Origin of the sequence: Vibrio celticus, assembly GCF_024347335.1 — a bacterium.
Taxonomy (GTDB): Bacteria; Pseudomonadota; Gammaproteobacteria; order Enterobacterales; family Vibrionaceae; genus Vibrio; species Vibrio celticus.
In genome coordinates, this window is record NZ_AP025463.1 from 2,641,117 (window position 1) to 2,665,846 (window position 24,730).

General features: G+C 45.5%; 24 protein-coding genes. 4 read left to right on the plus strand and 20 right to left on the minus strand.

Features of this window, described 5'->3' with window-relative positions; all coding sequences use genetic code 11:
- Positions 1 to 269 precede the first annotated feature (269 nt).
- Positions 270 to 2,486, minus strand: a complete 2,217-nt coding sequence (gene fadJ / locus OCV19_RS11775; protein WP_065676656.1) for a fatty acid oxidation complex subunit alpha FadJ — start codon at positions 2,484 to 2,486, stop codon at positions 270 to 272.
- A complete protein-coding gene (gene fadI / locus OCV19_RS11780) occupies positions 2,486 to 3,793 on the minus strand; it encodes an acetyl-CoA C-acyltransferase FadI (RefSeq protein ID WP_048607862.1) in 1,308 nt (435 codons plus the stop codon). Before fadI ends, fadJ begins: the two co-directional genes overlap by 1 nt.
- Positions 3,794 to 4,345: 552 nt before the next feature.
- Here fadI and OCV19_RS11785 point away from each other — a divergent pair.
- The 4 genes from OCV19_RS11785 (at position 4,346) to OCV19_RS11800 (ending at position 8,720) form a co-directional block, all read left to right on the plus strand.
- Positions 4,346 to 4,894, plus strand: coding sequence for a sigma-70 family RNA polymerase sigma factor (locus OCV19_RS11785; protein WP_017060646.1), 549 nt, complete (start codon positions 4,346 to 4,348; stop codon positions 4,892 to 4,894).
- Positions 4,887 to 5,615 carry a DUF3379 domain-containing protein gene (locus OCV19_RS11790; RefSeq protein ID WP_065676655.1) on the plus strand — a complete coding sequence of 243 codons (729 nt, stop codon included), beginning with the start codon at positions 4,887 to 4,889 and terminating at the stop codon, positions 5,613 to 5,615. The genes OCV19_RS11785 and OCV19_RS11790 overlap by 8 nt, the downstream gene beginning before the upstream one ends.
- Before the next feature lie 297 nt (positions 5,616 to 5,912).
- Positions 5,913 to 7,169 carry an outer membrane protein transport protein gene (locus OCV19_RS11795; RefSeq protein WP_065676654.1) on the plus strand — a complete coding sequence of 419 codons (1,257 nt, stop codon included), beginning with the start codon at positions 5,913 to 5,915 and terminating at the stop codon, positions 7,167 to 7,169.
- Between the two features lie 297 nt (positions 7,170 to 7,466).
- On the plus strand, positions 7,467 to 8,720 hold the full coding sequence (locus tag OCV19_RS11800; protein WP_065676653.1) for an outer membrane protein transport protein: 1,254 nt from the start codon (positions 7,467 to 7,469) through the stop codon (positions 8,718 to 8,720).
- Between the two features lie 93 nt (positions 8,721 to 8,813).
- Here OCV19_RS11800 and OCV19_RS11805 read toward each other — a convergent pair whose 3' ends face one another.
- The 18 genes from OCV19_RS11805 to cheY form a co-directional block, all read right to left on the minus strand.
- Positions 8,814 to 9,599 carry an MlaA family lipoprotein gene (locus tag OCV19_RS11805; RefSeq protein ID WP_065676652.1) on the minus strand — a complete coding sequence of 262 codons (786 nt, stop codon included), beginning with the start codon at positions 9,597 to 9,599 and terminating at the stop codon, positions 8,814 to 8,816.
- A 118-nt stretch (positions 9,600 to 9,717) separates the two neighbouring features.
- The gene (gene ccmI, locus OCV19_RS11810; RefSeq protein ID WP_065676651.1) at positions 9,718 to 10,938 is read right to left on the minus strand and encodes a c-type cytochrome biogenesis protein CcmI; all 1,221 of its coding nucleotides are present in this window, start codon (positions 10,936 to 10,938) and stop codon (positions 9,718 to 9,720) included.
- Positions 10,938 to 11,429 carry a cytochrome c-type biogenesis protein gene (locus tag OCV19_RS11815; protein WP_048607850.1) on the minus strand — a complete coding sequence of 164 codons (492 nt, stop codon included), beginning with the start codon at positions 11,427 to 11,429 and terminating at the stop codon, positions 10,938 to 10,940. Before OCV19_RS11815 ends, ccmI begins: the two co-directional genes overlap by 1 nt.
- Positions 11,426 to 11,977 (minus strand): DsbE family thiol:disulfide interchange protein, encoded by a 552-nt coding sequence (locus OCV19_RS11820; RefSeq protein WP_017060653.1) that lies wholly within the window; start codon positions 11,975 to 11,977, stop codon positions 11,426 to 11,428. The genes OCV19_RS11815 and OCV19_RS11820 overlap by 4 nt, the downstream gene beginning before the upstream one ends.
- Before the next feature lie 5 nt (positions 11,978 to 11,982).
- Positions 11,983 to 13,953 (minus strand): heme lyase CcmF/NrfE family subunit, encoded by a 1,971-nt coding sequence (locus OCV19_RS11825; RefSeq protein WP_017060654.1) that lies wholly within the window; start codon positions 13,951 to 13,953, stop codon positions 11,983 to 11,985.
- The gene (gene ccmE, locus OCV19_RS11830; protein WP_017064106.1) at positions 13,950 to 14,432 is read right to left on the minus strand and encodes a cytochrome c maturation protein CcmE; all 483 of its coding nucleotides are present in this window, start codon (positions 14,430 to 14,432) and stop codon (positions 13,950 to 13,952) included. Before ccmE ends, OCV19_RS11825 begins: the two co-directional genes overlap by 4 nt.
- On the minus strand, positions 14,429 to 14,635 hold the full coding sequence (gene ccmD / locus OCV19_RS11835; protein ID WP_009848525.1) for a heme exporter protein CcmD: 207 nt from the start codon (positions 14,633 to 14,635) through the stop codon (positions 14,429 to 14,431). Before ccmD ends, ccmE begins: the two co-directional genes overlap by 4 nt.
- A 14-nt stretch (positions 14,636 to 14,649) precedes the next feature.
- Positions 14,650 to 15,390, minus strand: coding sequence for a heme ABC transporter permease (locus OCV19_RS11840; RefSeq protein ID WP_017064107.1), 741 nt, complete (start codon positions 15,388 to 15,390; stop codon positions 14,650 to 14,652).
- 148 nt (positions 15,391 to 15,538) lie between these two features.
- Positions 15,539 to 16,207 carry a heme exporter protein CcmB gene (gene ccmB / locus OCV19_RS11845; RefSeq protein WP_017060658.1) on the minus strand — a complete coding sequence of 223 codons (669 nt, stop codon included), beginning with the start codon at positions 16,205 to 16,207 and terminating at the stop codon, positions 15,539 to 15,541.
- Position 16,208: 1 nt separating this feature from the next.
- Positions 16,209 to 16,826: a cytochrome c biogenesis heme-transporting ATPase CcmA gene (gene ccmA, locus OCV19_RS11850; RefSeq protein ID WP_017060659.1), complete on the minus strand. Its 618-nt coding sequence runs from the start codon at positions 16,824 to 16,826 to the stop codon at positions 16,209 to 16,211.
- Between the two features lie 278 nt (positions 16,827 to 17,104).
- Positions 17,105 to 17,617, minus strand: coding sequence for a DUF2802 domain-containing protein (locus OCV19_RS11855; protein ID WP_065676650.1), 513 nt, complete (start codon positions 17,615 to 17,617; stop codon positions 17,105 to 17,107).
- Complete coding sequence (locus tag OCV19_RS11860) at positions 17,617 to 18,111, minus strand: chemotaxis protein CheW (RefSeq protein WP_017064109.1); 495 nt, start codon at positions 18,109 to 18,111, stop codon at positions 17,617 to 17,619. The genes OCV19_RS11855 and OCV19_RS11860 overlap by 1 nt, the downstream gene beginning before the upstream one ends.
- Positions 18,112 to 18,181: 70 nt before the next feature.
- On the minus strand, positions 18,182 to 19,378 hold the full coding sequence (locus tag OCV19_RS11865) for a chemotaxis protein CheW (protein WP_261875677.1): 1,197 nt from the start codon (positions 19,376 to 19,378) through the stop codon (positions 18,182 to 18,184).
- The gene (locus OCV19_RS11870; RefSeq protein WP_065675581.1) at positions 19,365 to 20,147 is read right to left on the minus strand and encodes a ParA family protein; all 783 of its coding nucleotides are present in this window, start codon (positions 20,145 to 20,147) and stop codon (positions 19,365 to 19,367) included. The genes OCV19_RS11865 and OCV19_RS11870 overlap by 14 nt, the downstream gene beginning before the upstream one ends.
- A gap of 10 nt (positions 20,148 to 20,157) precedes the next feature.
- Positions 20,158 to 21,282 carry a protein-glutamate methylesterase/protein-glutamine glutaminase gene (locus tag OCV19_RS11875; protein WP_048607841.1) on the minus strand — a complete coding sequence of 375 codons (1,125 nt, stop codon included), beginning with the start codon at positions 21,280 to 21,282 and terminating at the stop codon, positions 20,158 to 20,160.
- Between the two features lie 13 nt (positions 21,283 to 21,295).
- On the minus strand, positions 21,296 to 23,479 hold the full coding sequence (locus OCV19_RS11880; protein ID WP_065675582.1) for a chemotaxis protein CheA: 2,184 nt from the start codon (positions 23,477 to 23,479) through the stop codon (positions 21,296 to 21,298).
- A 9-nt stretch (positions 23,480 to 23,488) separates the two neighbouring features.
- Entirely contained in the window at positions 23,489 to 24,220 is a 732-nt protein-coding gene (locus tag OCV19_RS11885; protein ID WP_065675583.1) for a protein phosphatase CheZ, read from the minus strand.
- Positions 24,221 to 24,325: 105 nt separating this feature from the next.
- Positions 24,326 to 24,694: a chemotaxis response regulator CheY gene (gene cheY, locus OCV19_RS11890; protein WP_016767062.1), complete on the minus strand. Its 369-nt coding sequence runs from the start codon at positions 24,692 to 24,694 to the stop codon at positions 24,326 to 24,328.
- Positions 24,695 to 24,730 lie beyond the last annotated feature (36 nt).

A 24,730-nucleotide genomic window follows, 5' to 3' on the forward strand; every position in this document is an offset into this window, starting at 1 on the left:
GAAAGCATCAACCTTTTTTCTTGGATGAAGCACAAAATCAGATCTCCTATTACGCTCCTTCGTCGCTTTAGGAGATGACGGTAGTTTTGATTGAGGTGTGTTTGACCACCTTTCTAATCAACGCAATAACTTACTTTTTATCTCTCGAACATCATTCCCGAGAAGGAGGAACGACTGAGTCGGGAATCTCACTCCTTTAGCATATCTCCATAAAAATAAAGCCCGCATCAATCGCTTGATGCGGGCTTCTTAATCAATGAATTAGAGAGTTACTTGTAGAAAGACTCACCCAAACCAGCGCGTGTCAGTAGGCCATCACATGGCGCAAAACGGTCACCGTATTTCTTAGCGAAATCGTTCATCATCTCAACCAGTGACTTAATGCCGATTTGATCCATGTAGCGGAACGGACCACCGAGGAATGGCGGGAAACCGATACCGAAAATCGCACCGATATCACCATCACGAGGGCTGCGGATAATGCCATCATCTAAACAACGAACCGCTTCGTTCAACATAGGTAACACACAGCGCATCGCGATATCGTTATCGCTCAACTTAGGATCTGGTTGCAGCTTAAGCAGCTTGTAAACTGACTTATCGACTTCCTTCTTCTTGCCTTTGTAAGTGTAGAAACCTTTACCACTCTTACGACCTTTACGGTTGTCATTCAAAAGAATGTCGAACACATCAGGGCCTTGGAAACGATCGCCAAGCTCATTCACTAAAATCGGAATGATCTTCGCACCGATATCAACACCCACCTCATCTAATAAAGTGATAGGACCAACCGGGAAACCGAAGTCCAATAACGTGCTGTCGAGCTTTTCAATCGGCTCGTTCGCTAGGAGTAAATGCGCTGCTTCGTTCATGTACGGAGCAAGAATACGGTTCACATAAAAACCAGCCGTGTCTTTGACAACAATCGGTGTTTTGCCTTGCTTCTTCGCTAATGCGACAACCGTAGAAATCGTCTCTTCAGAGGTTGTTTCATGGGGGATAACCTCAACCAGCGGCATTTTTTCGGCAGGGCTGAAGTAGTGAAGACCGACAACGTTTTCTGGTCGCTGCGCCTTCTCCGCAATTTTATGGATTGGCAGTGAAGACGTGTTGGTTGCAAAGATAGTCTCTGGCTTGGCATTGGCTTCGATATCCGCAACCATTGACTGCTTAAGGTCGAGGTCTTCAAATACCGCTTCAATCACCACATCGGTGTGGTTGAAACTCGTAAAGTCGATACCACCAGATAGCTGAAGCATCTTACTTTCGAGACCCGCTCTGCTCAGAATGCGACGCTTACGCTGCTTATCGAACAACTTGAAGTTGTAGTTAAGCGCGTTCAACACACCTTCATTGGATACGTCTTTAATGCGAACTGGTACTTTCGCCTTAGCAACACTGACATGGCTGATGCCTGCGCCCATAAGACCACCGCCAAGCACACCAACACGCTTAACCGCTTTTGGTTCTGCGTCTGCGCCGTGTTCTTTTTTCATTTCCGTAGTTACAAAGAAAATCGAACGAAGGGCTTTAGACTCTGAAGTCATAACCAGTTCTGAGAAACGCTTCGCTTCATACTGAAGGCCTTTGTCAAAGCCGTTCTCAAGGCCATAACGAATGACGTCCAAAATCGCATCTGCTGCTGGGTAATTACCGCGTGTTTTCTGATTGGTCTTCTTAGAAGCTTGCTCAAAAATCACTTTACGACCAAGGCCGTTACGTGAAATCAGCTTTTCTTTAGTCGACGCTTGGCTTTTCGACGCAAAACGCTTCCCTTTTTTACTGCCCGTATTCTTTTCAACAAAGCTTTTAGCGACTTCAAGCAGGATAGTTTCAGGCACACAAGCATCCACAACACCGAGCGATTTCGCTTTCTTAGCGCGCAGTTGCTTGCCCGTAAGGATTAGGTCGAGCGATGGTAACAAACCGATAAGGCGAGGCAGACGCTGTGTACCGCCAGAACCCGGCAATAAGCCAAGTTGTACTTCTGGCAGACCAAGACGAGTCTTATCTGAATCGGTACATACACGGTAATCACATGCCAGTGCGAGCTCTAAACCACCACCTAAACATGGTCCATGAATCGCTGCGACCACTGGGTACGGCAGTTCAGACAGAGTTTGGAACATCTCCTGCCCTTGGCGAGCCAGAGACTGTGCTTCGTCAGCCGTTTTACACGCATCAAGCATTCTTACATCGGCACCAGCGATAAAGTTATCTGGCTTAAGAGAATGAACAATTAGGCCCTTAACTCGGCTCTGCTTTTCTTTGAGTTGCTCGAAGATAGCTTTCATTTCTTCAGCAAAAGCCGCCTGCAGCGTGTTCATTTTCTCGTTGGGCACATCAATCGCTAACCAAGCAATATCTTGCTCATCGATATTAAGAGTAAATGCTGTCGCTTTCTTTTTGGTTGATTCAGTCGCAGAGGTTGAATCTGGTTGAGCGACTGTTTCTTTTTCTGTTGTTGTATCAAGAGTCGTAGACATTATTCTACCTCCAAGATCATTGCTGCACCTAAACCACCAGCCGCACAAGCTGTGTTCAGTGCCAAGCCGCCACCGCGACGTTTCAGTTCACGTAATGTTTGAGTCATCATGCGCGCGCCAGTCGCTGCAAACGGGTGTCCGTAAGCAATCGAGCTACCCAGCACGTTGAACTTCTCCATATCAATCTCACCGATCGCTTTGTCGCGGCCAAGATTCTTCTGTGCAAACTCATCGCTCGCAAACATTTTAACGTTAGCCAAAACTTGGGCAGCGAATGCTTCGTGCATTTCGATCAGTGTAAGGTCTGACAACTCTAAACCGGTGTTCTTTAATACTTGTGAGGTCGCGTAAGTCGGGCCCATCAGCATATCTGTTTCAACACCAATCGCTGAGAACGCATAACCACGAATATAACCAAGCACTTCTAAGCCTAGTTCTTTCGCTTTACCTTCGCGCATCAACATCACCGCAGCGCCGCCATCAGTAAGCGGTGTAGCATTGGCTGCCGTTACACTGCCGTACTTTCTATCAAAAGCAGGACGCAGCTTAGCGTAACCTTCAACCGTTGAGTCGTGGCGAATGTTGTTGTCTTCCGCTAGATACTTTTTGTAAGGCGCCGGGAATGCCGTCATCACTTCGTCTTTAATCTTGCCCTCTTTCCATGCCTGAGAAGCCAAAGAATGAGAACGGTGAGCAAGTGCGTCTTGAGCTTCGCGAGTAATACCATGCGTCTTAGCCATTTGCTCAGCCGTTTGTCCCATGGATAAACCGGTCGAGTATTCAGCAACTGCAGGTGGTACTGGCATCAAATCTTTTACGGAAAGCGTTTTAAGAATCTTGAGCTTTTGACCCATAGTTTTCGTTTTGCTCAGCGCTAATAGATTTGCCGCTAACTTTTTCGAAACACCGATAGGCAATACAGAAGAAGAGTCCGCACCGCCCGCAATACCGACATCAATCGTGCCAGCCATAATGCTTTCGGTCACGTTAACTGCCGCTTGGAAGCTGGTCGCACATGCTCGTGTCACACTGTAGGCATCGGTATTGATATCCATGCCTGTGCCCAACACGATTTCACGCGCAATGTTCGGAGCTTCTGGCATTTGCACTACTTGGCCGAACACAACTTGTTCAATAAGCGCAGGATCGACATCCGTTCTTGCAAGCATTTCGCTCACAACCATTTTGCCTAGGTCAACCGCAGGCACTTGGCTAAATTCTGTGCTCTGACGAGCGAATGGGGTTCGTAATCCAGCGACAACGGCAACACGTTCTCCAGAACGCGTTTTGACTTCCTGTTTGCCCATGGTTTCTCCTTAAAGTTAAGAGGTCTGACCTGAAACATTGTAAAGAAGTTGTTAATTAAATCAAACGAGCGTTTAAATAAACGTGATACGAGTATCTCACTGTTTGAAAATATAACGGCACATTCAGGCGAACCTTTTTGGGGGAAAGGTTGTCGTAAGAGACTAAACTATTGTAAGCCAAGACTGTTATCGCAATGTAGAGAATGGTTTTCTTGAGGCAAAAAAAAACCACACAAAGCTGTGTGGTCGGAATGTATATAAAGCAATTAACTTAGCGCCAATTGAAATAATCAGTTTCCTGATTAGGAGAAAGTAAAGTCAGCCTTCAAAAGGAAGTGTCGTCTTGCTCAACATGCTAGCCACGAATGACTAACTAGACGACAAGGTGTACTATAACGGGTTCGAGGCCTTAGATTTTGAAGTAGATCAATTTTAATGTGATTTTACGATTTCCTGCCGATCGTTAGCTCTAAAAATATAAAAACGAAGCACAACGTATAGAGGACAGCTATACGCAGAGCAATTATGGAGGCTCGTGTGTCAATAATAAAAATGTTTGGAAAGAAAACAGCCAAGCGTCCGGTCAACTCTGATATGGACAAACAAAGAAAATACGAAGCACTCGTGCGTGCCTATCATCGTGACCTCTTTCGCTACGCCTATTGGTTATGCAAAGACAAAAGCATTGCCGAAGACTTAGTTCAAGAAACTTGCCTTCGTGCATGGAAGTCACTCGATAGCCTTCAAGATGAAAAAGCCGCTAAATCTTGGCTAATTACCATATTGAGACGCGAAAACGCTCGACGTTTTGAACGCAAACAGTTTGATCTGGTTGATATCGACGATCACGGTAACGATGCTAGTGTCAGTGATGACCCGCACCATCAGCATCAGTGGTTGCAAGCTCAGATCATGAAACTTGAAATTGATTACCGTGAACCTCTCTTCTTGCAAGTGATTGGTGGTTTTAGTGGTGATGAGATTGCCGATATTCTCGATCTCAACAAAAACACGGTGATGACACGTTTATTCAGAGCTCGAAATCAGTTGAAAGAGCTGTTGGATACAGAAGAGGCAGAGAGGGGGCAACATAATGGATGATTTGGAATTTCGTCGTCGTGTATTGTCGGAACCTAAACAACGTACACAAGATATTGTTGATGCAGCCGCGAATAGCGAAACCAATAGTAACTTCTTAGACGATGTACTAGCGCTTGATAAGCAGATCCACTCTGCGATGAATGTGGATGTGCCAGACGATCTTGCAGATCGTATTCTGTTCAACCAGACCTCAAGCGAAGAAAGCAAAGTAGTAAGGCCTACGTTTGCGAGACGAGCAATGGCAATGGCTGCCTCGGTGGCGTTTGTTGCTGGTTTATTAGTTGGCCAAGTGAATTGGGGAAATGCATTCGTTTCACCTGCGCAAGCTAGTTTAGTTGATACGGCGATGAAGCATGTTGTTGATGAGAAGAGCTTTGTTAGTAGCATCGATGAACAGGTTACATCGCAGCAGATCAACGCAAAAATGAACCCATTTGCTTTTCAGTTTGATGACGCTTTCCCTTACCATGTTTATTACCTAAACCACTGTGGCTTTGGTAAATCCAACGCAGTACATATGGTCTTCCAAGGCGCAAAAGGCAAAGTAACACTGTTTTTAACCGGTATTCCAACAGACAAACCTATCGATTTTGATGAAAAAGGCATGTCCGGCTCGGTAACACCCGTAGATGGCAGCAGCTTAATCCTTGTGGGTGAAAATGGTGAGGATGTTTCCAAAATCGCTGAAAAGCTGACAAAAATGATCAAACCAATGAGCTAATTCGCTCTTAAAACCCCGTCACAACAGGCCCAGCAATTATATTACTGATATTGCTGGGCTTTATTTATAAATAAACCGCAAAACCATTCACACCACCAATACCTCTAGAGTTAAAACTCTAAAAAACAACATTTCACACCATTTTCGTGCCAGATAGGCGTCATTTCCATAATTTTCCACTCAAAATTTCCAATGGTCGGATTTGTATATCGTATACTTGCGAATAGGATCAGCCACCATTGAGCAATTGCTCAAATTAATCGCCCTGTAGAGGCGGATATATAAAGGAATAAATGAATGACTACCAACAACACGCGTCTGTTTAAAAAGTCTCTTTTAGCAGTAACAATTACACTGGCGTCTTCGCAAGCGATGGCAGCAGGTTTCCAACTTAACGCACAATCAGCAACCGGCATCGGCCGTGCTTTCGCTGGTGATGCAGTAATCGCAGATAACGCGTCAGTAATGGCACGTAACCCTGCAGCAATGGCACTATTTGACAAAACTGAGCTTTCTCTTGGTTTTGAAACCATTACTTCAATGATTGAAGTTAAAGATGGCCAATACTGTAGTGGTGGGCTTTGTAATGTTCCTGCAGCAACAAGTAACTTTAATTACGATGATGCTGGTGATACTTCAGTTGCTCCTAATATCCACCTTATCGTACCAGTTAATGAGCAGTTTGCTTGGGGTGTGAACGCTTACTCCAATTTCGGAACAAAAACTGAGTTTAGTGACTCTTCCGGCGCAAAGGAGTACGGAGGCCTAACTGATGTAATGAGTATCAACTTTGGTCTATCCGGCTCATACCGACTCAATGAACAATGGAGTTTTGGTGCTGGCCTTGATTTAATTTATGGCCAAGGCACGATGAAACGTGAACATGATACTTTAGGCCCTCTACTTGATGTAGACAAAGCTGATGGTTGGGCTGTCGGTTTCAATGTCGGAACTGTTTATGAGCTAGATGATAATAACCGATTCGGTTTATCTTATCGTTATAGCCCTGAGATCACTGCCGAGGATGACAAAGATCAAGAGATCACACTTCCTCTACCAGACATTGCTGAGTTCTCCGGTTACCACAAAATTGAAGACACTAAATTTGCTGTTCACTACTCTGTACAATGGATCGGCTGGAGCGCATTTGATCAAATCGAGTTTGACAACCTTTCTCAAGGCTTATTGCCTGGCGCTTATAATAAAGAATATCAATGGAAAGATGGTTGGCACTATGCTATCGGTGGTACATACTACCTAAACCGTACATGGACTCTACGTGCAGGTTACATGTACGATACAAGTGCTCAAGATGAGTTAACGTCGATCTCAGTACCTGACTCTGATCGTCAATGGTTATCTGCTGGTTTTACTTACCATATTGATGACAAGTCAAACATAGACTTCGGTTTCACTTATCTTATGGGTGATGACGTAGAAGTATCTGAAAGTACACCTAACCCACTACTGCCTGGCTCTGATATATCAACAGTCACCGCAACGACACATGCAGATGCAATCCTAATGGGTCTGCAGTACAGCCGTAGCTTCTAATATAAGCTAGGTTATAAATCTCCAAAGGGTCGCATTACGCGACCCTTTTTCATTGCCTAAACCACTGACTCACATCAATTTAAGCTTACAGTTGTAGCCTGCAAGGTCAATATATGACTACAAGTGTACGCTCAAATTTCGCAACACAGCCGAAACATTCAGACTATTTCTCTAATAATTAAACACATTTACTCATTAAATCCCTAAAACATTGTTTTATTCGAATTTCATTTTTAAAGTAATGACTCTAAAAGTAGAATCACGCCACTAAATACTTATGATTCAGCGAACATAATAATGAAAATGAATAAGACTCTTCTATCTGCTGCAGTGGCAGTTGGACTACTTTCGACTTCTACTGTGACTCACGCGGCAGGTTTTCAACTAGCAGAATACTCAGCAACCGGTCTTGGCCGCGCATACGCGGGTGAAGCAGCAATGGCTGACGGCGCAGACGCACAATGGCGCAACCCTGCCATGCTGACTTACCTAGAAGGCACACAAGTTTCTGTTGGCGCTATCTATGTTGACCCGAACATTGATATCGAAGGTACCTCTGGCGGAAATACTCCAGCAAATAGCAAAGATTTCGCCCACAGTGCTGTGATTCCTAACTTTTACGTATCTCACAAGTATTCAGAAAAGTTAGCAATCGGATTTGCTGCAGGCACCAACTACGGCATGGAAACCGACCTAGGTACTGACTTTGCTGGTGCAAACCACGGCAATGAAGCAAGCGTTATCAGCATGGAACTCAACTTAAATGCTGCTTACCAAGTACTTGAAAACGTATCTATTGGTGGTGGTGTTCGCTATATCATGGCAGAAGGTAGCTTTGGTGCTGTTGCTAGCCCTCAATCGCCATTAGCTGGTACCACTTTAAAGTACATGGAAGGTGAAGACACTGCATGGGGTTGGCAAGTGGGTACTGCTTGGCAGATCAATGAAAATAACCGCCTTGGCTTTACCTACAAATCGGAAGTAGACCTGACTTTAGAAGGCTATGCTAAAGGCATCGGCTTTAACCCGACAAATCCTACGGCTCACAAGAGTGGCTCAATGGACCTTGCTCTTCCAGCAACAGCAGAACTTGCTAGTTTCCACCAATTGACAGAAAAAGTCGCGGTTCACGCGAGTGTTAACTGGACAAACTGGAGCAGCTTCAAAGAACTTGTTGCTGATTTCCCAACTGAATCGGTGCCGATCAAAGAAGAAAATTGGGAAGACAACTACCGTTTTGCGATTGGTACCACTTACCAAATGACACCTAAACTGGCTCTACGTTCTGGTATCGCCTACGACACGTCAGCGGTAAGCGAAGAGCACCGTACAGCAACGATCCCAGAAACAGACCGTACTTGGTTGAGTATTGGTGCAGGCTACCAATGGTCTGAGCAACTAACTCTAGATGCAGGCTTCACTTACATTCTAGCGAAAGACGCTAAGATGCATGAAACCGATGCTGCAGCGGATTTATTTGGTGGCAACTTCGAAGGTGAAGTGACAGGTAGCATCTGGTTAGTTGGTATCCAAGCGAACTACCGCTTCTAATCTGTTTTACTTAATCTAAGTAACAAACATTAAAAAGGCTCGATGTTGCATCAACATCGAGCCTTTCTTTTATCAGTTCTCTAAATCGTGTTTCTAGTAATCTTCTAGATAACCATCGATGAAATCTTCTTCTTCAAGGTCGACCTCTTCAGGTTCTATCTCGGCTTTGAAATCACGACGTTGAATGTAAACATCACGCGTTAATGCGTATGGATCTGGAGAGTTATCCAACAGCGCCTCTTGTGACACTAACTGAGCACGTGTTTCCATGCCTTCGAATGCCCACTTGCCTAAGCTAGCCCAGAAGTTCAAGAAAGACAGAGGCACATACATACCATCAACGGTTTCAGTCACTTCGCGCGTTGTTATTGGGCCATAACCCGGCACCATGAAGTAAGGACCATTCCCTACCCCGTAATGACCAATCGCATCAGAGAACGACTTGTCATCGTACTTGGTGATCCCTGCTTCGCTGGCAATATCGATCAAGCCTAACAAACCAATCGTTGAGTTAATCCAAAAACGATTAAAATGATCGAGTGCTTTTTCACCATTGCCCATAATAAGGTTATTCACCATGCTTGATGGTTCGTCTAAGTTGGCTAGAAAATTGGAGATACCAGAACGCACTGGCACAGGGGTGTAGTCAACATAAGCAAGGGAAACTGGGCGAACCAAATAAGGATCTAGATATTCGTAGTTAATATCCCACATCGCGCGGTTGAAGCCTTCAAAAGGATCATTCGGGTGGGACTCTTCGACGTATTCAGAGGTTTCGAGGTTATCATCGTTAACACTTTCGTCCGGCGCACTTGAACAGCCCACCGTTAAGCTTGCGATAAAAAGTAAACTCGAGAATCTTAAAACACTGGCAGACATATCACCTTTTCCATAAGGAATAATAAAAAAGGCCAGCAATCGCTGGCCTCAATTGTTTGGCTAAGTCTATACCGTTTATCTACAAATCGGAATAGCTAACACCTATGCAAAGTGATGATTAATATTGCTTATTGATATCAATGGTGACTGGAGCGCCCAATTCAACCACTTCACTTTCACCGTACCAATCGCCTTCGCGAGTTGAAACGTTGCCGTCTGTATCAAGCCTAGCTCTAACCATCAGAGTTTCAAGGCTAGACAACTCTTGTCCTTCCAGCATGCTGTTACCGTCATCTAGCACAACAGTACGAGGGAAAGTCCCTAGTGGGTAACGAGCGGCTGCGATAGGCATTGGAGAACCATCTGCTCTGTGTACTGACACAATTAACACTGAGTTAGGATCTGCATTCACGTCTGCAGATAGATCGAGCGTTACAGCAACAGTCTTACCTTGGTCGACACCCATAGTGTCGCCCATTTTCTTCTGAGCACTTTCAATACTGCGCGAAAGCATTTCATAGCGACTGTCTTGTGGACCAATCATCTGTTGCATGATACTCCAGTACTTCACAGCACCCGGGTAGTCTTGACGCTCAAACGCATCGAACGCTAGCAGTGAGAACACACGAAGGTCGACGTAATCGTTTTGAATCAAACGGCTCAAAATCAAACGAGCTTGGTTTTGATCAGTTTCATCAGGTGAAAGCATCAGTGCTTGTGCGAAACCTAACTGAACATCTTCATTCTTAGGTTCAAGCTTGTAAGCTCGCTCCATAGAATCTTTTGCTGTTTCAGCATCACGGTTAGCCAGTGCAATACGACCGAGTAGCAACCAACCTGTTGAATCTTTTGGTTGGTAATGCAGACGAGTACGAAGCGCCAGAGTCAAATCTTCCAGCTCATCATCCGTTAGTGCACCACCTTCCGATGACATCAGCTTTTTAGACAATTCAGGAAGGTTCGAGCTCACTTCTTGCCAGTGTTGAACTTTGTCCAATGCACCGAACTTAAAGTACATACCATAAGTCACAGCGACGACAAGAATGATCGACGGTACAACCACACCAAGCGTAGAGATTTGAGTTTTCTTCATCTCTTCTTGTGCAGGAACATCATCAAGCAGAGACTGTTTCAAATCAGCGATCAGTTCTTGTTGGTTATCAACAAGACCTTCCTCTGCTTCTACTTCTAACTCGACAAGACGGTCTTTATAGAATGCTTTATTCAACTCGTCGCGAAGCATTTCATCATTATTTGCCTTCTTATTAATGAAAGGCAGAACAATTAAGAAAATTGCCGCTAGCGAAAGGATAATGGTAGAAATCCAAAATAGAGTCATTACTTCTTATCTCCGTCGTTCTCTTCATCGAGTAACGCTTTTAAGCGAGCTTCTTTGTCTGCATCCCAGTCTTTATCTGACTCTACTGCTGCTTTTGATTTTGACTTTCTGCTTCGTAAAATAATCAAACCAAATCCAAACACAACAACCGCAAACGGTCCAATCCAAAGGATCGATGTAGCTAGTGTCAGTGGTGGATTGTAAGTCACAAAGTTACCGTAGCGAGCAATCATGTAATCAATGATATCTTGCTTCGACTTACCGTCTTTTGTCATCTCGTACACTTTTTGGCGTAAGTCGACCGCTAGCTCAGCGTTCGAATCACCAATCGTGTTGTTCTGACATTTAGGACAACGTAGCGTATTGCTCAGCTCTTTAAACTGCTGTTCTTGATCCACGGTTTCAAATTCATGGAACTCGATAGGCGCAGCAGAAACAGTCGCTGAGATTGCGAACGTAGCGAATAGAGTAATCAGTGCTTTTCTAATCATTTCGATTCCTCCAACAACTCTTGATACATCGGCTCAAGCGTCGATGCCCAGTTGGTTGGGTTCACGTCACCAACATGGCGGTAGCGAACTACGCCGTTAGCATCGATTAGGAAAGTTTCAGGCGCGCCATACACGCCAAGGTCAAGACCTAGCATGCCATTACCATCAAACAGGCTAATTAGGTACGGGTTACCCAACTCTTTTAACCAACCAACCGCTTTGTTGCGATCATCTTTGTAGTTAAGACCAATGATCTTAACGCCTTGATCCGCAAGCTTGTTCAGGTAAGAGTGCTCTGCATAACAAGTAGGACACCAAGTCGCCCACACGTTAAGAAGCAGTGGCTCACCTTTAAAGATTGCTTGGTCATGAAACTTACCTGGTTGTTCTAAGTCTTCTAGACCGAACTCAGGAACAGGCTTACCAATCAATACAGATTCAAGCTTAGTCGGGTCATCGCCCGACTGGTTGCGCATTAATTGCGTTGCAAAGATTCCAGCTAGAACCATGAACGCAATCAATGGAATGAATAAAATCTTCTTGTTCATTCGAATTAAGCCTCCTGCTCTTCAGCCGACTTTTTTGTTGGCTTACGGAAACGATAACGACGGTCACTGATTGCAATAGCACCACCAATCGACATGATCAAAGAACCTGCCCAGATCCAACGTACAAATGGTTTGTAGTAGATACGAACAGCCCAAGATTTGTTGTCGTCTAAACGTTCACCCATTGCGATGTAAAGGTCGCGCGTTACGCCGCGGTCAATCGCTGCTTCTGTCATCATAGACTTAGCTGTGGTGTAGAAACGTTTTTCAGCGTGGAGCGTGTTGATGTATTTACCTTCTTTAGTAATTTCAAAGTCAGCAATATAACCATCGTAGTTAGGACCATCTTTGTCACGAACCCCTGTAAACAGGAAGCTGTATTCTTCAAGCTGGTAGCTTTCACCTGGCGCCAGACGTACATCACGTTCGATGCTGTAGTTTTGCACCATCGCGATACCAATCACTGTCACGGCTAAACCAATGTGACCACACATCATTGCCCAGTGGCTACGAGGTAGCTTAGTTAGACCTTTCAGGAATGTATGACGGTGAGTCGCACGCTCATGCAGCTCAAAGCCGTGCATGAAGATGATCCAGAACGCCATTACCCAACCAGCAAAAGCAGTACCACTGAAGCGGTCAGCCAGTAGAGCAACCATTAGCGCACTCAAGCCAAGTGAGAATGCACCTGAAATCAGCATTGGTTTAACAAGCTTAGACAGGTTGTCACGTTTCCAACGGATCAGAGGACCGATACCCAGTAAGAACGAGAACGGGATCATTAACCAGAAGAACAACATATCAAAGAATGGTGCACCGATAGATACCGAGCCCAAGCCTAACTGTTTGTGAACTAATGGCAGTAGCGTACCGACTAATACAACGACAAGCGCTGCAATCAATAAGATGTTGTTACCAAGCAATGCGTTTTCACGAGAAACCAAATCGAAGTTACCGCGAACACGAACCGATGCGCCTTTAACAGCGAACAACAGCAGTGAACCACCGATAACAAAGACTAGGAAACCTAGAATAAACATACCACGAGCAGGATCCGACGCGAATGCGTGAACCGATACCAAGATGCCCGAACGAACTAGGAATGTACCTAGTAAGCTTAGCGAGAATGCAGAGATAGCCAGCAATACTGTCCAAGCTTTAAATGTGCCACGCTTTTCGGTTACCGCAAGTGAGTGCATTAATGCAGTACCTGCCAACCAAGGCATGAATGAAGCGTTTTCTACTGGATCCCAGAACCACCAGCCACCCCAGCCAAGTTCGTAGTAAGCCCACCAAGAACCTAGTGCGATACCTACCGTTAGGAATAACCAAGCAGCGATTGTCCAAGGACGAGACCAACGAGCCCATGCCGTATCTAAACGACCACTCATTAGAGAAGCGATTGCAAAAGAGAACGCTACCGAGAAACCTACATAACCCATGTAAAGCATTGGCGGGTGAATAATCAAACCCGGATCTTGCAATAGTGGGTTCAAGTCTCGGCCATCTACAGGGAAGAAAGGCAATGTACGTAGGAACGGGTTAGACGTTACGATAATGAACAGCAAGAAGCCGACCGTAATCAAACCCATGATAGCCAGTACGCGAGCCACAGACTCTTGAGGCATACCACGGCTAAACGTCGCTACTGCAACCGTCCAACCCGCTTGGATAAGAACCCAAAGCAGTAATGAGCCTTCGTGAGCGCCCCAAACCGCCGTAATTCGGTAGTACCAAGGCAGTTGGCTATTCGAGTTACTTGCTACGTATTGAATCGTAAAATCATTTGTATAGAACGCGTAACACAATATAAAGAACGAAATCGCTAAGAATCCGAACATACCCCACGACAACGGTCGTGCGCTGTTCATCAGTAATGTGTTATTTCGAGCGGCTCCGTACAATGGGAGCACGCTTAGCAGCAATGCAAGTCCCAAGGACAGGATCATCGCAAAATGGCCGATCTCGGCTATCATTGAGCATTTCCTTCTTTTTGTTCAGTCGTGTATTGCAAAGGCTCATGGGTTTTCTTCATTGCTTCCGCAACTTCAGAAGGCATGTACTCTTCATCGTGCTTTGCCAACACCTCAAACGCTTCGATTGTCGTTGCATTTTTAAGAACACCCTGAGCAACAATACCTTGGCCTTCACGGAAAAGATCAGGAAGAATGCCATCGTATAGAATTGTTACTTTAGGGCCTACATCTTGCAAATCAAAGCTTACACGTAGTGATTCATTGTCACGGCTTACAGAGCCGACTACGACCATGCCACCAATACGTAGGCGTTGACCAACTTCAGGTTTCTTACCATCTTTGCCGTTGACCAGCTCAGTTGGTGTGTAGAACAGATCCATGTTCTGGTTAAGTGCGTAAACCATTAATCCAACAGTCGCACTGATACCAAAAAAGATCGCTAAGACAATGCCCAGCCTCTTTTTACGTCTTGGGTTCATAGAGTGTTCTCCATATTTTTTGCTGCATCGATACGAGCTTGACGATCAATCTTAGCTTGTACTTCATTTAGTAATTGCTTACCACGACGAACGCTTACGACCAGTAAAATGATCATCGCGAGGAATGTGATTCCAAATGCACTCCATACATACGAGGCATAGCCTCCCATGGCAAAGAAATCACTCAAAGATTCAAAATACATAATTACCTACCCTACTACGCTTTTTCAGCCGCAAGCTTGCGAACCCATGGACGGTGACTTTCTTTACTGATGATTTCGTTACGGAAACGAACCATAGTCACAGCACCAAAGAAAAAAGCGAAGCCGAAGATGTTAAGAAGAAGCGGCCATAACATGTCACTTGAAATAGAAGGCTTGTCGAACTTAGTGATCGTCGCGCCTTGGTGAAGTGTGTTCCACCACTCTACTGAAAAGTGAATGATAGGTAGGTTGATGACACCAACGATAGCCAAAATGCCTGCCGCTTTGGCTGCTGTTTTTTGGTCGTCAAAAGCGTGGTGAAGTGCAATCACACCTAAGTATAAGAATAGAAGAATCAGCTCTGAGGTTAAACGCGCATCCCAAACCCACCAAGCACCCCACATTGGTTTACCCCAAACCGCGCCGGTAAGTAACGCAATGAAGGTAAACACAGCACCAATCGGTGCCATCGCCAGTGCAGCCATATCTGATAGCCTTACCTGCCATACCAAACCGATAAAGGCAGCAATCGCCATCGACATGTATACGCCCATCGACCAAATTGCAGACGGAACATGGATGTAGATGATACGGAAGCTATCGCCTTGTTGGTAATCAGAAGGCGCAAATGCAAGCCCCCACACGGTACCGACGGATAGACACAATAGCGCTAGGATCGAAAACCATGGCAAAAGTTTACCAGCAAGCTGATAAGAGGTTTCTGCTTTGGCATAGGGATGGAGCCATTTCCACATGTTGTAATCTCACTCTTACTTCATATTGCTTACAGCTATTAAAGCTATAATTATAATAATTTTATTTGTCTTGCTTTCAGTTTTACTGACTCTATGAGTCCAATCGACACGTTTGGTTCACATTGGCTATACGATAACGGAACCCCAATCAGTTCACACTCACTCTAAGTGCGGCACTGATCGCAAAAGGCGTCATAGTCATCGCACCCATTAACATTGCCCCAAGCACCGCCAATTGGCCGTTGTACGCAACGCCCAAAGCCGCAGCGTCAATCGCTGACGTCGCGAAAATCAAAATGGGGATGTAAAGCGGCAAGATTAACAGGCTTAACAGGACTCCGCCCTTCTGTAACCCAACGGTTAACGCAACACCAATCGCACCAATAAAACTCAATGCGGGTGTTCCTACCAGCAAGGTCAACACAACTGAGAGCCATGTATCAAAATCTAAAGACAACAAAACAGCCAATAATGGGCTGATTAAAATCAATGGTAACCCGGTCAACAACCAGTGTGCTATGACCTTGGACAATACTACCAACTGCAACGGGATGGGCATCAGCATCATCTGCTCGAGGGCGCCATCTTGAAAATCGTCGCGGAAAAGACGCTCTAAAGAGAGCAGTGCAGATAGCAAAGCGGCCACCCAAACTATACCCGCAGCAATACGCGCAAGTAGGTTTGGCTCGGGGCCGATACTCAAAGGGAATAGAGTGATAACAATGATGAAGAACCACAAAGGGTTAAAGATATCTGCTTGACGTCGAAATGCGATAAGCAGTTCGCGTCGGATAATCGTGGTCATTGAAGAGATCATATTACTCACCCAACTTTATTTTTCTTAGTTTCGGGCTATCAGCAAACATATCTTGGTGTGTGGTTAATAACACAATGCCACCGTTGTCTGCATGCTGAGAAAAAAGAGATTCGAGAACTTTCACGCCTTGCTTATCAATCGCAGTCAGCGGCTCATCGAGAATCCACAACATTTGCTTACTCAACCAAAGGCGAGCCAACGCAACTCGGCGCTGTTGGCCTGCTGAAAGTTGCCCCGCAGGTACGTCTTCTCTGCCCGCAAGCCCAACTTGAGCCAGCGCGTGGTAAAGCTCTTCTTTGCTAGTACCGCCACTGTGAATCGACTGATAAAAGCTCAGGTTCTCATAAGCACTAAGCTCGCGCTTTACACCTGTTTGATGACCAAGAAAAAGTAAATTTTGATGATACACATCTCGACTCGATTCAATAGACTCACCATCCCAAGAGATGGTGCCGTCATCGCGATCGCCTAAACCAGTAATAATCCTAAGGAGTGTCGTTTTCCCGGTACCGTTACGACCTTCAACTTGAACCAGCTCACCTGGTTTCAATTGAAAAGACAACGATTCAAACAGAATCCTGTCGTCACGAATAGCAGTTAAATTTGAGACTTCTAGCATAGGTAAATTTAGTCGAGTAATGAGAGCGCTATAGTAGCACACCAACATGGTGACAAAACAGGACTAGGCGTTTTCGATAGAACAAAGTCGGTAAGAAACTGTTACCACCGCATCACAATTTACACATTTTCATCAACAAACAAGATATTGTCGTAGATACAAGCACTTATAAACATCGTTCTATATAGATCGGACAGATATAAAAAAAGAAGCCGAAGCTTCTTTTAAGAGGAATACGTAATAAACATTAATTGTTCAATACGAATTAAGCGCTCAATTTAACGACGTCGAGGCGGGTCTCTGCGATCGCGAGAGGCACCGGGTTGCTCATCGTACGATGAAGGGTCACTTCTCAACGAAGGGATTTTTTCCTTACCAGCAAGCTTATTCTGCAGAGACATCATTAGCTCAGCTTCCGCTTTTGGCAATTCGCATTCTTCGATCAGTTCGTTTATCCCGGCACCAAGTTGAACCATTTTCGTTGCACGCGTGTACAAACGTCCATCAGTATCCGCATGTTCCAACTCAACAATACGTTCGTTCAAGTGCTTGATCAGATCTTGCTGCTCAGTCACTTTCTGACCAAGACCAACCACAACAGAGCGAACTTCAAGTAATTGCTTACTCGATTTCTGAAGCTCTTTGTCCAAGTTACGAACTTGAAGGCGTGACTGATCAAGCTGCTTTTGAATCGCACGTTTTACTTTGCTGACCAAAATCACGATGAATAACGTAAAAACCCCTACTCCAGCAATCAGAGCAACAGGGGTTAAAGGAAGCGCTTCAAACATTACAGGTGAGCCATCTCATCCCATTCGTCTTCGCTTAGTAGTTTGTTTAGATCTACTAAGATAAGCAGCTTGCCATCTCGGTTACTTACACCTTGGATGAACTTAGCACTTTCATCAGTACCAACACTTGGCGTTGTGTCGATTTCAGAAGAACGTAGGTAAACCACTTCAGCAACGCTATCCACTAGAATGCCAATTACTTGACGCTCAGATTCAATAACGATGATACGAGTGTTATCTGTGATTTCACCTTGCATCAAACCAAAGCGAGAACGAGTGTCGATAACAGTAACAACGTTACCACGTAGGTTGATAATACCTAGAACGTAATCTGGAGCACCCGGTACTGGAGCAATTTCGCTGTAACGCAGTACTTCACGTACTTGCATTACGTTGATGCCGTAAGTTTCTTCTTCTAGCTGGAAAGTCACCCATTGAAGTACTTCATCATTCGTTTGCTCTTTTCTTACTTCAACTTCACTCATATGAGACATAGATAATCCTCTTGCCGTCGTTACCGACCACTATTATTAACTTGATGCTTTTGTTGTACCAATCGTAGTACTAGCTCAATGCTTTTACATCTAGCCCTGCGTTTAGCATGGCGATTAATGCTTCGACATGGATCAAAGCACACATTTTTTCTTTTACCATCCCAGCGAGCCAAGGGCGTTTTCCCGCCGTTTCTCGCCAGCGTACTTTATCTGTATTCAGCAACTCGGTGCCTTTGAGCTCAGTGCCCGCAAGGCCCCACAAGCTTTCTCCAAGCATCACTATATATTGATAGTTTTCTTTGTATTCGTCACCTGATAGTTTCTCAGACATCACCCATTTTGCGGTATCGACCACATCTAGCTGACTATCACGGTTGGTTTGTAACCCCAAATACCAAGTCGGTTTACCAATAATGTGATTGACCTCTTCTAGGCGATGGATACCACCGAGTTCATCAAGTGGCACCGCAAAGGTCACGCCGTTGACATCAAAATACAAGACTTGAAAGTCTTCTTTGCGAACCGTACTTTCCCAAGAGGTAAACTGGCCAGCTCCACCTGCTTGAGTTTCGGGTTCAATCGCTGTCTCGACCTCAGGAACGTCAAGTTCCGACTCAACAGCCTTAACTTCTACTTGTTCTGTCGCTAACGGTTCAGCTTGTAGCTCTTCAACTTGCTGTAATTCAACCGGTGGCTCTGCAGCAATGGATAAATCGGGTTGTGGAAGGTTCCAATCTTGAATCTCTGGCTCTTCAAACACTTGAACAGACTCAACCGCAGCATCAAACATTTGCATGTCAGCTTGCTGGGCGATTTTCTGGGTGTTCTGATCCATCAACTCATCAAGGTTCAGTTCATCAACAACATTGGTCGCCTCTAAACGACTCAGTAGTTTCTGAACATCCTCAAGGTTAGGAACCTCAAACTCAGCCGCGCGTATTTCTGCGTAGCTTGAGTGGTGACTCGAAAATTGGCGCTCTGGCTCTGGCTCTGGCTCTGGCTCTGGCTCTGGCTCTGGCTCTGGCTCTGGCTCTGGCTCTGGCTCTGGCTCTGGCTCTGGCTCTGGCTCTGGCTCTGGCTCTGGCTCTGGCTCTGGCTCTGGCTCTGGCTCTGGCTCTTCAGATTGTGATTCGTCGCTCGACTCGTCAACAAAAAAGTCTTCAGATTCAAAGCTTTCATCGCCTAATAACGCAGTAAAGTAATCATCCAGAGCTTGTTCACTGGAGAGACTTGGCTGCGCCAATGTTGATTCTTTATTCGCGCTCATTTATCGCCAACCTTTCGAGATAAATAAGCAACTGTTTATAAGCAAATACACCACGGCTACCCGATGCAAAATGAGAGGCTGGCAAGCGCTTTAGGCTCGCATCTCGAAACTTAGTATCTATCGGCACAGCAGATGTCCAAACTTGGTTTGGATAATCATCTTTGAGCTGCGTTAATGTTTGCAGTGAGGCTTTGGTTCGCTTGTCGTACATCGTCGGGACAATCGTCACCTTAAACGGTGTTTTGCGAGACTTCTGCATGATGGTCAAAGTGCGAATCATACGCTCTAAGCCCTTCATAGCCAAAAACTCAGTCTGTACCGGAATCAAAATACGATCACTAGCAGCCAATGCATTGACCATCATCACACCCAGAATTGGCGGGCAATCGATCAACACATAGTCGTAGTCATCTTTTAAAGCGGCCAAAGCACGCTTCAAGATCAACCCCATGCCGCTTCGATTTCCCATTACACGGTCTAATGTCGCCAAAGACATGTGGGCAGGAATAATATCGATACCTTCGACTTCCGTCTGTAAAAGCAAAGGTCTTACCCTCTGCGCGTTAAACTCACGCAACTGGAACAGATCAAACAGGCTCGATTCCACCGTATCTGAGTCGTACCCCAGATAGGTGGTCAGTGATGCATGTGGGTCAGTATCAACCAATAGAACACGGTGCCCCTTCAACGCAAGTAAACCTGCTAGAGTCACGGTCGTGGTCGTTTTACCAACACCACCTTTTTGGTTTGCAACACTCCAAACAATCATTTCGATTTACCTAAGCTAACCCAACTTCAACCAAGATCCTTTCCGCGATGCGGTCTAGAGGTAGGTCTTCAGTAGAAATGCCAGCTTTTGCTACAGCTTGAGGCATACCATATACAACACAACTGTCTTCGTCTTGTGCCCAAATCGTCGAGCCCGCAGTTTTCAACATACGCGAACCTTCTCGACCATCTGCGCCCATACCGGTCAGTATCATAGACAACACTTTGTCACCGTAGATCTTCGCTGCAGAGCCAAATGTGACATCCACACAAGGCTTGTAGTTCATGCGGTCGCCGCCATCGATAATTCTTAGGCGTGCAGACCCTGCGCGGCCATCAACCATCATCTGTTTACCACCCGGAGCAAGATACGCCACGCCAGGTTTTAACACATCACCGTCTTGCGCTTCACGAACTTCAATCTTACACAAGGTGTTCAAGCGACTAGCAAAAGCCGCTGTGAATGTTGCTGGCATATGCTGAACTAACACAATTGGATGTGGGTAGTGTGCAGGGATGCGAGTCAAAATCTTCTGTAGAGCAACAGGGCCGCCAGTCGACGTACCAATGGCTGTTAATTGATACTTCTTACCTGACGCTCTGAATTTCGCCGTTGATGCAACTGCAGGCTTCGCTGTGGAAGTCGCAGCTGTTGTTGAAATCGGCTGGCGCAATGGCGTAGATGTTGAAGTCGTTGTTGTCGCTCTCGGCGCAATAGGAGCACGACGCATAAATGCACGCTTTGCAGCAATCTGAATCACACGCTGTTGAAGCAATGCAACTGCATCGTCGCGGTTACGTGCAATGTCTTCAAACTTCTTAGGTAGGAAGTCGAGAGCACCTGCATCTAACGCATCTAACGTTGCTCTCGCTCCATCATGCGTTAACGATGAAAACATCAAAATAGGCGTTGGAGACGCAGCCATGATCTCACGAACGGCAGTGATGCCGTCCATGACAGGCATTTCAATGTCCATCGTGATTACGTCAGGTCTTAGCTGTTTCGCTTTCTCAACGGCTTCTTTACCGTTTACTGCGACATCAATGACTTCTAGGCGAGCCTCTGAGTTGATGATCTCGCTAACGCGACGACGAAAAAAACTCGAATCATCAACGACTAATACTTTAATCGCCATATTTATCCTTAAATTAAATTCTTGACGCAGCTGCGTACTGCTTCAACAAGTCCGGCACATCTAGAATCAATGCAATGTGTCCGTCACTTGTAATTGTCGCGCCTGCCATTCCTGGCGTGCCTTGCAGAAGCTTATCAAGCGGCTTGATCACGACTTCTTCTTGACCGATAAGCGTATCGACAACAAAACCAACACGTTGGCTACCAAGTTGTACGATAACAACATGGCCATGCCCTTTACGCAGTTCAACAATACCCGCTTTAGGAGCAAGCCAGTTTTGCAAGTAGAACAACGGAATAGACTTATCGCGAACGATGATCGTCAGCTGACCATCAACCACGTTTGTGCGGCTTAAATCTAGGTGGAAGATCTCGTTAACCGATGCCAATGGCAACGCAAATGGGTGACCCGCAACACCGACCATTAAGGTTGATAGAATCGCTAGGGTTAGTGGAACCTTGATGGTGATCTTGGTGCCCTGTCCCATTTCTGAATCAATATCAATAGAGCCGTTCAGTGTGTTGATCGCTGTTTTCACAACGTCCATACCTACACCACGACCAGAGATATCCGAGATCTGCTCTTTGCTTGAGAAGCCAGGAGCAAAAATCAGGTTGAAGCACTCTTTATTTGATAAACGAGACGCTGCATCTTCATCCATCAGGCCACGTTTAACCGCGATAGCACGAAGCTTATCAGGGTCCATACCGCCACCGTCATCAACGATAGCTAGCTCAATGTGGTCACCTTCTTGAGAGGCAGACAGAATCACTTTACCCGTTCTAGATTTACCTGCTGCAACACGGTCGTCCGGCATTTCAATACCATGGTCGACAGAGTTTCTCACCAAGTGAATCAGGGGATCAGCAAGTGCTTCTACTAAGTTTTTATCAAGATCCGTTTCTTCGCCACGCATTTCAAGAACGATGTCTTTCTTCAAGCTACGAGCAAGGTCACGGACAACTCGTGGGAAGCGACCAAATACTTTCTTGATCGGCTGCATACGAGTCTTCATTACCGCACCTTGTAGGTCTGCAGTAACAACATCTAAGTTAGAGACAGCTTTCGACATTTCTTCGTCGTTGCTGTTGAGGCCTAGGCTGACTAGTCGGTTACGCACCAATACCAGTTCACCCACCATGTTCATGATGGTGTCCAGTGTTGATGTATCAACGCGAACTGTCGCTTCAGCTTGCTGCTTCTTAGCCGGCACTTTAACTTCAGCTTTTGCTGGAGCGCTCGGTTTTGGCTCAGCTTTAACGGCAACTGGCGCGGCAGGTTTAGGCGCAGCTTGAGGTGCTACTGCCTTAACTTCTGCTGGCTTAGTCGCGGCATCCAATTCTTCAATCGAAGGTCCATTACCTGAGCCATGTAGTTGGTCAAGTAACTTCTCGAACTCTTCGTCAGTCATCAGATCATCGCCTTCAGACATCGCCGAAACAGGTGCTGCTGGCGGTGGAGGAGGCGTTGAACTTGCCGCTGTCGGGCTCTTACCCGCACCGTGCAATTCATCTAATAACTTTTCAAATTCGTCATCAGTAATATCACCACTGTCAGCAACAGACTGAGGTGCAGCGGGTGCTGGCGGCGGTGTAGGTACAGAAGGCGCTGTTGGTGAACCACCTTTACCGTGAAGCTCATCAAGCAAGCGTTCAAACTCATCTTCAGAGATATCATCGACTGAAGATGCATTGATGTTTGAGCTTTCAGCAGTAGGTTCCGGAGCAATAACAGGCTCAGGCGCTGCAACAACAGATTCAGGGATAATAGGTGCAGGCGCTTCTACTGGTGCCACTTCATCCGCAGACTCTGGTTTACAGAGACGGTGAAGTTCATCCAATAAAGATTGGTCGGCTGGCACTAAAGGTTCCTGATCTTGCACGGCGCGAAACTGTACATTGACTGTATCTAGCGCCTGCAGCATGGTATCCATCAAACCTGATGTTACGCTGCGTTGGCCGTTTCGCAGAATGTCGAACACATTCTCAGCACCATGACAAGTATCCACCAGCTCAGTTAATGCTAGGAAACCAGCACCACCTTTTACTGTATGGAAACCACGGAAAATAGCATTTAATAGGTCTTTGTCGTCAGGGTTATTCTCAAGCTCTACCAGTTGTTCTGATAGGAGTTCAAGGATCTCTCCTGCTTCGACTAAAAAGTCCTGAAGAATATCTTCGTCTAAATCGTAGCTCATACGTTACCTTTAAAATCCAAGACTGGATAACAAATCGTCGACTTCATCTTGAGATGCGACAGCGTCTTCGCGCTCTTCTGGGTTCATAATTGGACCTTCAGGCGCAATCGATGCTTTCTTCTCTGACTCTGGAGTTGGCTCTTTTTGATTCGCACCGAATACCGTGAGAATCTCGACCAAACGTCCTTCCACCTCATTCACCAAGGTAATAACTTTGCTGATTATCTGCCCAGTTAAATCTTGGAAATCCTGAGCCATCAAGATTTCAGTCAATTGTCCGCGTAGTTCAGTACTATCGCCTTCTACTTGGACAAGCAATCCATCAATGCGGTGACATAAAGCTTTAAATTGTGCCAGCTCAATGCGGCCATGCATCAGTTCATTCCATTGAGGCCTTACTTGAAGTAAACACTCGTGTAGGTTGTCTGCGATTGGTATACAGCGATCGACAGCGTCCATCGTCTTATTTGCCGCAACTTCCGTTTTATCAATGACATACTGAAGGCGATCCCTTGCATCAGGGATTTCGTCATTTGCGATAACGCTGATGCGTTCATCGAAATTGAATTGAGTCAAAGAGTCGTGGAGGTCGCGTGTCAGACTTCCTATTTCTTGAAGCATTGGATTGTCTTGAAGACTAAAGTTATCTTCATAAATGCTTCTCACAAGAGAATCAGCATGTTGCTGCTCATCGTTCTCAAGCAGCTCTACTAATTTTTTTGCTTGTTCTAATGAAATCATCCTGAATTCGGCCTTACTCCGCATACTTTGTGCGCTTAGGCTATCGAGATAAACAGATAACTTATCAGTCAGTGTTTACCTAGAAGTGCCTAAATTTATTGATGCTTATAAGCGATCAAAAATCTTATCAAGTTTCTCTTTCAGCGTTGCAGCAGTGAAAGGCTTCACAATGTAACCATTAACACCCGCTTGCGCAGCTTCGATGATCTGCTCACGCTTCGCTTCAGCTGTGATCATAAGCACTGGAAGGTGCTTAAGTTCTGCGTCTGCGCGAATGTGTTTAAGCAGGTCAATCCCTTGCATGCCTGGCATGTTCCAGTCAGTTACCACGAAATCAAATTCGCCTTTTTTCAGCATAGGTAACGCGGTCAAGCCATCATCTGCTTCTTGAGTGTTGTTGAAACCTAAATCGCGAAGTAGGTTTTTAACAATTCGGCGCATCGTTGAAAAATCATCAACAATGAGAATTTTCATGTTTTTGTTCAAATTAGCCTCCACTGAATAGGATCA

Bases quoted from the DNA above. Each gene is read 5' to 3' on its own strand.
- OCV19_RS11800 (WP_065676653.1), top strand. From the start codon at position 7,467: ATGAAAATGAATAAGACTCTTCTATCTGCTGCAGTGGCAGTTGGACTA.
- ccmA (WP_017060659.1), bottom strand. From the start codon at position 16,826: ATGCTAGAAGTCTCAAATTTAACTGCTATTCGTGACGACAGGATTCTG.
- OCV19_RS11860 (WP_017064109.1), bottom strand. From the start codon at position 18,111: ATGTCTCATATGAGTGAAGTTGAAGTAAGAAAAGAGCAAACGAATGAT.
- OCV19_RS11820 (WP_017060653.1), bottom strand. From the start codon at position 11,977: ATGAACAAGAAGATTTTATTCATTCCATTGATTGCGTTCATGGTTCTA.
- cheY (WP_016767062.1), bottom strand. From the start codon at position 24,694: ATGAAAATTCTCATTGTTGATGATTTTTCAACGATGCGCCGAATTGTT.
- ccmI (WP_065676651.1), bottom strand. From the start codon at position 10,938: ATGACTCTATTTTGGATTTCTACCATTATCCTTTCGCTAGCGGCAATT.
- OCV19_RS11880 (WP_065675582.1), bottom strand. From the start codon at position 23,479: ATGAGCTACGATTTAGACGAAGATATTCTTCAGGACTTTTTAGTCGAA.
- OCV19_RS11795 (WP_065676654.1), top strand. From the start codon at position 5,913: ATGACTACCAACAACACGCGTCTGTTTAAAAAGTCTCTTTTAGCAGTA.
- ccmB (WP_017060658.1), bottom strand. From the start codon at position 16,207: ATGATCTCTTCAATGACCACGATTATCCGACGCGAACTGCTTATCGCA.
- OCV19_RS11840 (WP_017064107.1), bottom strand. From the start codon at position 15,390: ATGTGGAAATGGCTCCATCCCTATGCCAAAGCAGAAACCTCTTATCAG.
- ccmD (WP_009848525.1), bottom strand. From the start codon at position 14,635: ATGTATTTTGAATCTTTGAGTGATTTCTTTGCCATGGGAGGCTATGCC.
- OCV19_RS11870 (WP_065675581.1), bottom strand. From the start codon at position 20,147: ATGATTGTTTGGAGTGTTGCAAACCAAAAAGGTGGTGTTGGTAAAACG.
- OCV19_RS11805 (WP_065676652.1), bottom strand. From the start codon at position 9,599: ATGTCTGCCAGTGTTTTAAGATTCTCGAGTTTACTTTTTATCGCAAGC.
- OCV19_RS11790 (WP_065676655.1), top strand. From the start codon at position 4,887: ATGGATGATTTGGAATTTCGTCGTCGTGTATTGTCGGAACCTAAACAA.
- ccmE (WP_017064106.1), bottom strand. From the start codon at position 14,432: ATGAACCCAAGACGTAAAAAGAGGCTGGGCATTGTCTTAGCGATCTTT.
- OCV19_RS11815 (WP_048607850.1), bottom strand. From the start codon at position 11,429: ATGATTAGAAAAGCACTGATTACTCTATTCGCTACGTTCGCAATCTCA.
- OCV19_RS11875 (WP_048607841.1), bottom strand. From the start codon at position 21,282: ATGGCGATTAAAGTATTAGTCGTTGATGATTCGAGTTTTTTTCGTCGT.
- OCV19_RS11885 (WP_065675583.1), bottom strand. From the start codon at position 24,220: ATGATTTCATTAGAACAAGCAAAAAAATTAGTAGAGCTGCTTGAGAAC.
- fadI (WP_048607862.1), bottom strand. From the start codon at position 3,793: ATGGGCAAACAGGAAGTCAAAACGCGTTCTGGAGAACGTGTTGCCGTT.
- OCV19_RS11855 (WP_065676650.1), bottom strand. From the start codon at position 17,617: ATGTTTGAAGCGCTTCCTTTAACCCCTGTTGCTCTGATTGCTGGAGTA.
- OCV19_RS11785 (WP_017060646.1), top strand. From the start codon at position 4,346: ATGTTTGGAAAGAAAACAGCCAAGCGTCCGGTCAACTCTGATATGGAC.
- fadJ (WP_065676656.1), bottom strand. From the start codon at position 2,486: ATGTCTACGACTCTTGATACAACAACAGAAAAAGAAACAGTCGCTCAA.
- OCV19_RS11865 (WP_261875677.1), bottom strand. From the start codon at position 19,378: ATGAGCGCGAATAAAGAATCAACATTGGCGCAGCCAAGTCTCTCCAGT.
- OCV19_RS11825 (WP_017060654.1), bottom strand. From the start codon at position 13,953: ATGATAGCCGAGATCGGCCATTTTGCGATGATCCTGTCCTTGGGACTT.